At 61.5% G+C, this 11856-nt stretch carries 8 protein-coding genes and 2 tRNA genes; 9 read left to right on the top strand and 1 reads right to left on the bottom strand.

The genetic code is table 11. The annotated features are described in order from the left end of the window. Positions 1 to 320: 320 nt before the first annotated feature. Positions 321 to 536: an RNA-binding S4 domain-containing protein gene (locus HMPREF2527_RS08600; protein ID WP_060823767.1), complete on the bottom strand. Its 216-nt coding sequence runs from the start codon at positions 534 to 536 to the stop codon at positions 321 to 323. Between the two features lie 231 nt (positions 537 to 767). On the opposite strand from HMPREF2527_RS08600, the gene HMPREF2527_RS08595 reads away from it, so the two are divergent. From HMPREF2527_RS08595 to HMPREF2527_RS08555, 9 genes are all read left to right on the top strand, one after another. After that, positions 768 to 2147: a glycine--tRNA ligase gene (locus tag HMPREF2527_RS08595; protein ID WP_070507764.1), complete on the top strand. Its 1380-nt coding sequence runs from the start codon at positions 768 to 770 to the stop codon at positions 2145 to 2147. A gap of 128 nt (positions 2148 to 2275) precedes the next feature. After that, positions 2276 to 3253, top strand: a complete 978-nt coding sequence (locus HMPREF2527_RS08590; protein ID WP_070507761.1) for a GNAT family N-acetyltransferase — start codon at positions 2276 to 2278, stop codon at positions 3251 to 3253. Positions 3254 to 3509: 256 nt separating this feature from the next. After that, entirely contained in the window at positions 3510 to 4676 is a 1167-nt protein-coding gene (dusB, locus tag HMPREF2527_RS08585) for a tRNA dihydrouridine synthase DusB (RefSeq protein ID WP_049341672.1), read from the top strand. A 137-nt stretch (positions 4677 to 4813) separates the two neighbouring features. Further along, positions 4814 to 6937: a DNA primase gene (gene dnaG, locus HMPREF2527_RS08580; protein WP_070507760.1), complete on the top strand. Its 2124-nt coding sequence runs from the start codon at positions 4814 to 4816 to the stop codon at positions 6935 to 6937. A gap of 216 nt (positions 6938 to 7153) precedes the next feature. After that, positions 7154 to 7226, top strand: a tRNA-Asn gene (locus HMPREF2527_RS08575). Between the two features lie 680 nt (positions 7227 to 7906). After that, entirely contained in the window at positions 7907 to 8779 is an 873-nt protein-coding gene (locus HMPREF2527_RS08570) for a phage holin family protein (protein ID WP_070507758.1), read from the top strand. A 324-nt stretch (positions 8780 to 9103) separates the two neighbouring features. Further along, positions 9104 to 10309, top strand: coding sequence for a glycosyltransferase (locus HMPREF2527_RS08565; protein ID WP_070507755.1), 1206 nt, complete (start codon positions 9104 to 9106; stop codon positions 10307 to 10309). A 115-nt stretch (positions 10310 to 10424) separates the two neighbouring features. Beyond that, positions 10425 to 10498: transfer RNA gene (locus tag HMPREF2527_RS08560), tRNA-Ile, on the top strand. A 271-nt stretch (positions 10499 to 10769) separates the two neighbouring features. After that, complete coding sequence (locus tag HMPREF2527_RS08555) at positions 10770 to 11855, top strand: hypothetical protein (protein WP_070507753.1); 1086 nt, start codon at positions 10770 to 10772, stop codon at positions 11853 to 11855. The last annotated feature ends 1 nt before the right edge of the window (position 11856 follow it).

The following is an 11856-nucleotide window of genomic DNA, read 5'->3' as shown; positions in this document are numbered from 1 at the left end:
CGCCCTCGCTTCGCTTCGGGCACCCTGATGTCACGTTCGGACGATACCGCCTTTCTGCGCTGGAGTTAGCAGGCCTGTCCGTAGAGCTGTGCGGGCGCGGCCGCGTTTTCCGGATGCGCCCTCAGGGTGTCAGCCCGGACGCTCTCCGATGCGAAGCAAGGAGAAGAGCGGAGCGTCCGGGTGACGGGTGCCCCTGCGTAGGCGCGGAGGAAATATGCGGCGCGCCCCGCCTCCGGTAGGGGGTAGGGAAAGGAACGAGGACGAGCACTGCCTCCGAGCCTTGCCACAAAGGCGCATCTCAAACGGAATAAGAGGCTGGATTAGTCCTCGTGCGCAACCTTCACGGTCACGCCGTTAAAGCTGACGGTGTCGCCGGGGTGCAGCTGCTTGCCGCGTGCTTCTTCAATGTCGCCGTTGACCTTGACCAGGCCGTGCTGAATGACCTCGCGTGCCTGCGCGCCGTCCTCTACGAGGTTGGCGAGCTTGAGGAACTGGCCGAGGCGGATCATGTCGTCGCGAATAAAAATTTCTTCCATGCTTCCTAGTTTATCCCGCCGGGTACGTCCTGGCTTCCCGAAAAATGGGGCGGTGGTGGGCCTGGTGGGCATACCCAGGGGCGGGTTGGTGATGGTACCCTGGTGTCTTGCATCAAAAAGTGTGCATATTGCGCCGATGAGCGCGAACACCGGGCGCCCTGCTCTGGGTAGCGCCCCCATCAACCCGAACTCACGCACGCCACAGCCGGTGGCGGGGCAGAAGGAGTAACTATGGCTGAAAAGTCCACCCTCGATAACGTTATTGCGCTCGCAAAGCGCCGCGGCTTTGTTTTCCAGGCCGGTGAAATCTACGGCGGTTCCCGCTCCGCATGGGACTACGGTCCCCTCGGCGTGGAGCTGAAGGAAAACATCCGCCAGCAGTGGTGGCAGCGTTTCGTCCGCTCCCGCGCGGACATGGTCGGCCTGGACTCCTCCGTTATTCTGCCTCGTGCAGTGTGGGAGGCATCCGGTCACGTGGCGACCTTCACCGACCCGCTGGTTGAGTGCCTGTCCTGCCACAAGCGTCTGCGTCAGGATCACCTGCTGGAGAACTTTGAGGCGAAGAAGGGCCGCGCGGCTGAGGGCATGGAAGAGATTGCTTGCCCGAACTGTGGTACTCGCGGTGAGTGGACTGAGCCGCAGAACTTCTCCGGTCTGATGAAGACTTACCTGGGCCCGGTTGATAATGAGGAGGGCCTGCACTTCCTGCGCCCGGAGACCGCTCAGGGTATTTTCGTGAACTTCAACAATGTGGTCACTGCTTCTCGTAAGCGCCCGCCGTTCGGTATTGGCCAGATTGGTAAGTCGTTCCGTAACGAGATCACTCCCGGTAACTTTATTTTCCGTACTCGTGAGTTCGAGCAGATGGAAATTGAGTACTTTGTGCACCCGGATGACGCTGATAAGTACTTCAACGAGTGGGTTGAGGACTGCTGGAACTGGTTTGTTGACCTGGGTATTAACCCGGATAACATGCGCCGCTTCGACGTTCCTAAGGAGGAGCGTGCACACTACTCGGCTGGCACTATTGACGTTGAGTACCGCTTCGGCTTCCAGGGTTCCGAGTGGGGCGAGCTGATGGGCGTTGCGAACCGTACCGATTACGACCTGGGCGTGCACAATGAGCACTCTAACGCGAAGCTTGAGTACTTCGACCAGGCTACCGGTGAGCGTTACGTGCCGTACGTGATTGAGCCGTCCTTCGGTCTGACCCGCTCCATGATGGCGTTCCTTGTTGACGCATACGTCGAGGATGAGGCGCCGAACACTAAGGGTGGCGTGGACAAGCGCGTCGTGCTGAAGCTTGATCCGCGTCTGGCACCGGTGAAGGCTGCTGTTCTGCCGTTGTCGAAGAAGGCTGAACTGTCTGAGCCTGCAACCAAGCTGGCGAATGAGCTGCGTGGCCAGTGGAACGTGGACTACGACGAGGCGGGCGCTATTGGCCGCCGTTACCGCCGCCAGGATGAGATTGGTACCCCGTTCTGCATCACCGTGGACTTTGACACTCTTGAGGACCAGGCTGTGACCATCCGCGAGCGTGACACCATGAACCAGGAGCGTGTGGCTCTGGATCAGGTGAAGTCCTACCTGGCTGCACGCCTGGCAGGCTAAAAATAATTCATAACACGGTCGGCGGGTAGCCTCTTAGAGCGAAAGAGGCTACCCGCCGTCGTGTATTTGGGCTACCCTGGTTAGACTGATTGGCACGTTTGACGCGAGCGAAGGAAAGGTGCACGGAGATGGCTGAACGCCTCAGCGAAAAATTTGAGGTTCGCCCTTGGCAGGAGGGTGATGACCTTGCCCTGCTTGAGATTTGGAGCTCTGCCCGCAATGAGGTTGAGGAGCGCCAGCGTGGCCTTTTCGGCCCGGATACGGATGCGCCGTTTAGCCGCACCCTGGTGGTGACTGTTTCTGGTGTGCCGGTGGCTGCGGGTACTGTGGTGGCTTCGCTGCTGCATCCGACGCGTCTGTGGTCCTACATCGAGGTGGCGGCTGATCACCGCCGTCAGGGTATTGGTACTGCCCTGCTGAATGCGTTGCGTGAGATTGCGGCGGCGCACGGCCAGACCACTGCTCTGCGCGTGAAGCTCGCCCCGTTTAGCGATGGTGAGGAGTTCGCACAGGCTGCCGGCATGAAGCTGGTTCAGCGTTCCCGCATGGTGCGTGTGGAGCCGGGCGCAATTCCCCCGGTGTCTCTGCGTGAGGATGCCGACGGTAACGAGACTCAGGCGATTGAGGATTTGGCGACCGGTTCGGTGGAGCTGACAGCCGCGCTGTGGGATTTCTACCGCCGCGCCCACGAGTGGGATGTTCCCGCCGAGGTTGGTTTGGGCACGGTGAACCGCTACTTCCTTTCGGATGAGGTGCGTGCCTTTGGTGCCGTGGTGCTTCGCGACCATATTCGTGAGGCTGCTGCCGAGGGTAAGAAGGGCCCGATTGTTGCGTTTGCGGTGAGCTACCACCCCTTTGAGACTGACCCGGAGGCGGCGCTGGTGGATGAGAAGACCGCCACGGAGTTGCTGCTGGGTTACGACTTCGATAATGAGGGCGCCGTGGAGGCGATTATGCAGGTGCTGTCCCTGCTGAGCGCTAAGTACCCGGTGCTGGTTGAGGTTGACGACGCCATGGAGGCGCTGGTTCAGGTGACCGACGTGCTGCTGCGTGCAGGTACTGCCTCGGTGGAGGGGGATCCGACCTATATTTACGTGACCGAGTAGGTTCTCGGGTAGGTTCCGGGTAGATTCCCGAGTGTATTCTCGGCACCGGGCCTGCTGGCTGATTCTTGCTGAAAGGGGCGGGGGAGCGGAGTGCTTCCCCGCCCTTTGGCGTGCCTGCGCCTCCTTGCGGTTGCTGAGCCTGTGCTGTGTTGTGCTGCTGCGCCTCCGAGCGGCTGCCGTGCCGCTGTACTGTGCCCGCTGTATCCCCTCAGCTGAGTCCGGTTCCCGATTTGCCCCCGTATGCCACAATATAGGGGTGAATTCTGAAGCACCCCGTCTGACTCTTCCGCCCCTGAAGCTGGGCAAACTGACCGTTGACACCCCCGTGGTCCTCGCCCCGATGGCTGGCGTGACCAATAAGGCTTTCCGCCGCCTCTGCAGTGAATATGGCGGCGGCCTGTACGTTACCGAAATGGTGACTGCGCGCGCCCTGGTGGAGCGTAAGCCCGAGTCCATGCGCATTATTGAGCATGACCCGGACGAGAAGATCCGATCCATCCAGATTTACGGTGTGGACGCGGTCAACGTCGGTAAGGCTGTGCGCATGGTCGTTGAAGAGGACCGTGCCGACCACATTGACTTGAACTTTGGCTGCCCGGCTCCTAAGGTGACTCGCCGCGGTGGCGGTGCCGCCCTGCCCTGGAAGACTGACCTGTTCACTGCGATTGTGCAGACCGCGGTGAAGGAGGCATCCCGCAACGATATTCCGCTGACCATTAAGATGCGTAAGGGCATCGACGATGACCACATTACGTTCTTGGAGTCCGCCAAGATCGCGCGTGATGCCGGTGTTGCGGCGATTGCCCTGCACGGTCGTACTGCGGCTCAGCATTATTCGGGTAAGGCTGACTGGGATTCTATTGCGCAGCTGCGTGAGCTGATTCCGGATGTGCCGATCCTGGGTAATGGCGATATTTTCTCCGCCGAGGATGCGGTGCGCATGGTTGAGCAGACCGGCGTGGACGGCGTCGTGATCGGTCGCGGTTGCCAGGGTCGCCCGTGGCTGTTTGGCGACCTACAGAATGCGTTTGAGGGTTCGTCGGAGCGTATCCGCCCGACCCTGACCGAGGTGTCGGACATGATTTACCGCCACGCAGAACTGCTGGTGGAGACTTTCGGCGATGAAACCCGCGGCCTGCGCGAGATTCGCAAGCACGTGGCGTGGTACTTCAAGGGCTACCCGGTTGGCGGTGAGCTGCGTGCGAAGATGGCTCAGGTGCCCGACCTGGCGACGTTCCGTGAGCTGATTGCTCAGCTGGACCACTCGATTGGTTACCCTGGTGCCGCTGTGGAGGGTTCGCGCGGTCGTGCCGGCAGCCCCAAGCAGCCGCACCTGCCCGACGGCTGGCTGGATTCGCGCATCCTCGGCGATGCTGAGCGTTTGGGTCTGGTGGAGGCTGAGCTGGATATTTCCGGCGGCTAAGCACCTGTACTTGTGTGCCGCGGCGTGCTGTTTGCGCGTCGCGGCGCATCCTTTTTGTGAGCCTGTTCGTGCGTTATTTCCCGCGCCCATAACGCCTGCAGACGCTACCTGTTGACCCTCACCGTAGAATTGAGTTTATGGCTGGATTAATCCGCAAAGAAGACATTGACGAAGTCCGCGCCCGTACCGATATCCGCGAAATCATTGAAGGCTATGTGAGCCTCAAAAGCGCCGGTATAGGCACCTTCAAGGGGCTGTGCCCGTTCCACGACGAGCGCACGCCCTCCTTCAACGTGCGCCCGCAGGTCGGCTCGTACCACTGCTTCGGCTGCGGTGAATCCGGTGACGTGTACTCCTTCGTCATGGCGATGGAACACACCAGTTTCGTTGAGACGGTGGAGCGTCTAGCCGCCCGTATCGGCTACACCCTGCACTATGAGGGCGGTAAGCCCGGCGACCGCTATGAGGCGGGTATGCGCCGCCGCCTGCTCGACGCGCACAAGATTGCCGCCGAGTTCTTCGAACGCAACCTCTACAGCGCTGATGCTCAGAAGGCGCAGCGCTTCCTCGGCGCCCGCGGTTTTGACCCCGCCGCAACCCGCAAGTTCGGTGTCGGCTACGCCCCGCGTGGCTGGGATCACTTGCTCAAGCACCTTCGCTCCCAGGGCTTCACGGATGAGGAGCTGAAGGCGACCGGCATGTTCTCGGAGGGCAACCGAGGCCTGTACGACCGCTTCCGCGGCCGCATCATCTGGCCGATTCGCACCATCGCCGGTGAAACCATCGGCTTCGGTGCTCGCCGCCTCTTCGACGACGACCAGGGCCCCAAATACCTGAACACCCCCGAGACGCAGCTGTACAAGAAATCCCAGGTGCTCTACGGCATTGACCTGGCAAAACGCGATATGACCAAGACTAAGCAGGTCGTCATCGTGGAAGGCTACACGGACGTCATGGCGGCACACCTCGCCGGCATCACCACCGCCGTTGCCACCTGCGGCACCGCATTCGGTCCCGGCCACATCAAGATGGTGCGCCGCATGATTACCGACGACGGCTCCGGCGGCGAAATCATCTTCACCTTCGACGGCGACGCCGCAGGCCAGAAAGCCGCCATGGCCGCCTTCCAGGAGGACCAGCGCTTCGTCGCGCAGACCTTCGTGGCGGTTGCCGAGAACGGCATGGACCCCTGCGACCTGCGCCTACACAAGGGCGACGCCGCCGTGCGCTCGCTAATCGCTTCGCGCCGCCCGCTGTTCGAGTTTGCGATTGATTCGACCCTCGCCAAGTACGACCTGGCGACCCTGGAGGGCCGCGTGCTGGCGATGCGCGCCATCGCCCCGATTATCGCCGGCATCAAGGACCGCGACCTGCGCCCCGCCTACATGCGTAAGGTGTCCGGTCAGCTCGGCCTGGAGTTGGACGAGATTCAGCGCGCCGTGGCGTACGCGCAGAACCACCCGAAGCTTTCGCGCACCCAGCAGGCGGAGGCCGTCGCCGCGCCGCGTTACGAGCGTCTGAATGAGGGGCCGCAGGGAGTGTCGGGCACGCCGGGCTATGGGGGCGCTCAGGGTTACGTGGGCGCGCCGGGTTACGCGGGTGCTCAGGGCGCAGTTCATGCTGACGCGCCCTACGACCCCGCCTACGACGCACCGCCACCAGAAGACCACGCCGCACCCAGCGCCTACGCAGGGCAGAACGCTGCCGCGCACCCGCCGAGTAGCATTCAGCCCGCCGCACCCCAGCCGGAGGTGACCGCCCCCGCCGTCGAGGAATTCCTCACCCCCGACCCGCGCGACCCGGTTGCCCGCCTCGAAAAGGCGGCACTTGAGATTGCCCTGCAGCACCCCGAGCTCATCAGTGTGGAACAGTGGCGTAACCTCGCCACTGTGCAGTTCCGCTACCGCACCCACCGCGAGGTGGCCGCCGGCATTATTCACGCGGCAACCGTCATGGCGCCCACCCCCGGCATCGAATGGATTAACTGCGTGCGCTCCGGCGCTGTGGAGGGCGTACACCCCGCCATCGCAGAGCTCGCCGTCTCACCGCTACCGGTCAGTAGCGCTGAGCGTCTGCCCGGTTTTGTGACTGGTGCGCTCAACGCCCTATTCGAACAGCAAATCGCCCGCCAAAAATCCGACCTGATGATGCGCCTGGAACAGCTCAGCGCCAACCCCGACGACGAAGAGTTCGAAGCGGTACAGCGTCAGCTTCTCGAACTGGAAATGCGCCGCCGCCAGCTCACAGCCCAGCGCGGCTAAGTACGGTTCTTCCGCTACGCCCCGGCAACCTGCCGAATGTCCTGTGTTCTGCAGGTTGCCGGGGAATACCGCGGGTTCGCCGGAGCCTGCACCACCCAATCCAGCCACACAACCCAAAGAGTGATGCACTTCACGGCATTTCAAGTTGCGGAGCCCAAACAGCCCCGGTATAGTTATTACTCGTTGCAAGGGAAACCAGCAACGAAAACAAAATAATCCCCCGTAGCTCAATTGGCAGAGCATTCGACTGTTAATCGAAGGGTTACTGGTTCGAGTCCAGTCGGGGGAGCAAATATAGCAAGAACCCCCGAGGCGAAGCCTCGGGGGTTCTTGCTATATACGTTCCTCTGACTCGAACCAGTAACCCCTCGGGCTTGCGCCCTCGGCGAGGCAAAGATTTTTGTTTCCTCGCGCGCTCGGAAAATCTTCGCCTCGCTAGTTCGAGTCCAGTCGGAACGTTCTCCCCAAGTCGTGAACCAGCAACCCCTCGGGCTTACGCCCTCGGCGGGATAACGGTTTTTACTTCCTCGCGCGCTCGGAAAAACCGTCACCCCGCTGTATCGAGTCCAGTCGGAACGTTCTCTCCAAGTCGTGAATGAGTAACTCCTCGGGCTTACGCCCCCGGCGAGGCAAAGATACTTCACCCTGTAAAAATGTACCCTGCAAAAATGTGAAGTCTAACGCACAGGAAAGTTCCCCACCCACATCAACCACACGCCCACTCGGCGCGTAGCGGGGGAGCGGCGCATCGGCATCCTCTTACGCCTACTCCAGAGCAAATCCACAGGCGCAACCAAGCCCAGAATGCTACGCCCGCAGCTCAATACAAACCTCAGAAAGTCGAAAATACCTGAAGAGATAGCGCAAACCCCCGTTCAAACGGTCACGCAGGGGTACCATAAGGGGCTAAACTATAGGAGGTGGAGTGCGAAAAAGAAGCCTCCAAAAACACGTCACGGAGAGGTGGTCATGACCACTACTACTAATCCCAAGGCACCCAAGGGTTTCTTTGCTGGCATCAGCGGGATTAAGTCCGGCGTCGCGAACATCATCGACGCTGGCAAAACCTTCAAGACCCTCGGACCCAGCCAGGTCAAGGACGAAATCCAGATTGCAAAGCACGAACTGAAGGCCAAGGGCATCGCCGTTGGTAAGGGCGCAGCCTTCTTCGGCGTCGCAGCAGTCTTCGGTCTGTTCCTGATCATCGCGCTGGTCGCCGCAGCAATCCTCGGCCTCGGCACCGTCATGCCCTACTGGGCATCCGCGCTGGTCTTCGCCCTCATCTTCCTCATCGTCCTGGCAATCTGCGCCCTGGTCGGCCTGAAGAAGGTCAAGGCACAGCTGCCGTTCAAGCCCGAATCCGCAATCTTTGGTCTGCTCTTCGACCTCGGCGTACTCAAGGAAGGTACCGCTATGTCCGCTGAGCGCCTGAAGAAGGAACAGGCAGAGCGCGCTGAGCAGAAGGCTAAGGAAGCTGAAGAGGCAGCAGAACGCGCACGTCAGGAAGCTGAAGAGCGCAAGGCACGCGGTGAGGAAGAGCCCAAGCCGCCGACCTTCGAAGAGCTCAAGCAGCGCACCGCAGAGCGTCGCCAGCATCTGGCAGCCCTGCGCGACGACCTGCAGTCCTACACCGGCGACGTTCAGAACAACACCCAGCAGGCTCTGGACGCTCTCAAGGCAGTGCCCTCCGAGGTTGCCGCAGGTGCAGCAGCTACCGGCCGCGGCCTGGCAGAGAACGTGCGCAAGCCCGAGGTTCTGCAGGCACGCTGGAAGTCCTTCGCAGCACTGGGCGCATCCATTGCAACCGTCCTGCACTTCCTGAACCGCCTGGTACGCCGCTAAACCCGGTACACCATAAACCCAGTCGCCGCTAAAACCGGCACAGGTTTAACGTCGGCGTCTAAACGCCCCGATACTCGTATCGGGGCGTTTGTGCGTCTACGGGCAGGTTGCTGGCTTCTGTCTCAGCGTGAGGTTTAGAGGTAACTCCCAGCCAAAGCCGCCCGCCACAAATCGGAGAAGGACGCAGCTCACAGGTAGAATAGACAAGTGCTGTACGTACTGGACCCACCCGGTGCACGCGGCAGACAGAGGTAGAAGCGGCGCACCGTCGCACCCGAAACCCCAAAGTCACCGACACACTACACCCCGATGAGGAGCCCCGTCATGGAACAGGCAAAGACGATTCTGATTGGCGCAGAAACCTACCCGCCGGACATCAACGGTGCAGCACAATTCGGTCACCGCCTTGCCACCTCCATGCTCAAGCGAGGTCACTCCGTGCACGTGGTCGCCGCCAGCCCCATCCCCGGCCCCAGCTACCGCACCGAAGTAGAGAGTGGCATCGTGGAGCACCGCCTGCGCTCGCACCTGCCCCCGACCCACGAGACGAACCGCATCTGCGTGCCCTGGGAGATTTGGTCCGAGGTCGGCGCAATCCTTGACGAGGTCCGCCCGGATGTGGTGCACGTGCAGTGCCACTACATTATTGGCCGTGCCCTCATTTTCCAGGCGAAGCGCCGCGGTATCCGCGTCATCGCAACGAACCACTTCATGCCGGCGAACCTTGACCCGTTCCTGCCCTTCCCTTCTCCCGTGAAGCGCGTGATTGAGAAGGTCACCTGGAAGGATATGCGTTTCTGCTTCTCCAAGACTGCGGTCGTTACCACCCCCACCCAGATTGGTGCGGATGCGATGCGCGACCTGGGCCATTTTGACCGCCCCGTCATGCCGGTTTCTAACGGTATTGAGATCAGCGACTACGAGCTGGCTGAGGGCGCTGACGCCGGCAAGGTTCCCGGTGAGCTGCGTATTGCCTTCGTGGGTCGCCTTGCCGAAGAGAAGAACGTGGACGTGCTCATCGAGGCGCTCTCCCTGCTGCCCGATACCCTCGAGCACGTGGTGCTGGATATTGCCGGTGGTGGTGAGCTGCGTGAGGCTCTCGAGCAGAAGGCGCACGCTTGCGGCGTGTCCGACCGTGTGATTTTCCGTGGCTTCGTTCCGGATGAGCATCTGCCCGAGGTGTACCAGATGGCTGACGTGTTCTGCCAGCCCGGTACCGCAGAACTGCAGTCCCTGGTTTCCCTGGAGGCGATGAGCGCCTCCACCCCCGTGGTGCTTGCGAATGCGCTGGCTCTGCCGCACCTGGTGGAGGATGGCGTGAACGGCTACCTCTTCGAACCCAATAATGCTCAGGATTTGGCGAAGAAGCTGGAGGCAGTGCTCTCCCTGCCCGCCGCTGAGCGTGAGCAGATGGGTCGCGAATCCCGCCGCATCGTGGGCTTCCACAGTGCTGAGAACACCTGGCGTACCTTCGAGGAGCTGTACGTGAGCGACGCTCCGTACCAGCGTTACCTGGATTCGCGCCGCTAAGCTTCTCTAGGCCTCCGAGCGGTGAGTAGGAGAGAGCGTTTTTCGTTCTCAGTCGCCGTTCAGGTACTCTAGAGGATGGTGCTGGCGCCCATTGCGCGCCGTCACTGCACCGGATGGGGAGTTAGCTCAGCCGGTTAGAGCAGGGGACTCATAATCCCTTGGTCGCGGGTTCGAGCCCCGCACTCCCTACGGCCCCGCCCGTCGACTTCACCCACTTGTCGGCGGGCGGGGCTTTTTCGCGCCCTTTTTCGCGCTCTTTTGTCGTACTCTCAGGGGGCCTATTTTCGTGCATGGAATGCATCAACGGTGATGAAAATGAGTAAATGACGAACGAAGACGCATCATAGCGTTCAATACGGTAGGGTTGAAGAGTCTTGTCACGAAAGACAGTGCGATGCCGCCGGTAGATGCCGATTCAGCCGGTAGGTGTTGCTTCCACACATCATACGAGAGGATCTCAATGTCGGAGAACACTCCCAACAACCCGTCGCAGGGTGCAGCCGGAGGCTACGGCTACGATGCCGGCGCACACCCCGCGCAGGATGCTTCGCTTCCGGGTCAGGCTGCTCAGCCGGGTAATGCAGCTCAGGCTGCTCAGCCGAGCCAGCCTGTGCAGCCGAGCCAGCAGGGTAATGCTGCTCAGCCTGCCGCGCCGGTAGCACCTCAGCAACCCGTCCAGCCGCAGCAGGCGCCTCAGCCCACGCCGGTAAACGCTAATGCACAGCCGAATGCTGAGGCTCAGGCAGCCCCCGCACAGCCCGGTCAGCCTGCCGCCGCACCCCAGCCCGGTACTGCTCAGCCTGGGGCCGCGCAGCCCGGTCAGCCCGGCCAGGCAACCTATGCGCCGAGCGCACCGCATCCGGCGGTGAAGGCACTGGGCGCTACCTGGAACGCGTTCCTGGACGTTTTCTCCAGCAACCCGGCGACCGCGCACGCCCGCATCTCTGCCGCCGGTGCGTGGGGTTGGATTGTTCCCACGACTCTGCAGGCGCTGGTGGGTGCCTTCTTCTTCAGCCAGCTGATTATCCTGGCTGCCGTTATCGCGATGTCCATGGTGGGCTACATGTTCGGCGGTCGAGGCGGTGCCGCTTACGGTGGTGCCTACGCAGCACAGGCTGTACCGACCGGACGCATGATTCTGGCGTACGTGCTGATGGCTCTTGCAATCTTCGGTGTGCAGGTTCTGCGCGGTGTGCAGCTGCAGCTGACCGCGCGTATCGGTAAGGCGCCGACCTCCTTCACCGCGAGTATGCACGCCGTGTCGGTGTCTTCCCTGGCGCTGATTCCTTCGTTCCTGGTGCTGAACCTGCTCGTGTTCTTCCTGACCCTCACCCGTAGCGGTGGTGGTGCGTTCTTCCTGACCATGCTCATAGTCCTGGTGCTTGCTTTCGCCGTGTTCTCGGGTGAGGCTCTCACCTATCTGGGTCTGAACCGTCTGGGCCGCTTCGCGAAGTCCCCGATTATCATGCACGCGGCGCTGAGCACCGCATGGGTTCTGGCGTCCATGGTCGTCTATTACGTGGCGATTCGCCTGATGGGAGCCTAGT

The sequence above is a fragment of the Rothia sp. HMSC071B01 genome, assembly GCF_001808945.1.
In the GTDB taxonomy this organism is placed as follows: Bacteria; Actinomycetota; Actinomycetes; order Actinomycetales; family Micrococcaceae; genus Rothia.
The sequence above is the reverse complement of the archived record's forward strand: the minus strand, read 5'-3'. Positions and strand labels throughout refer to the sequence as shown.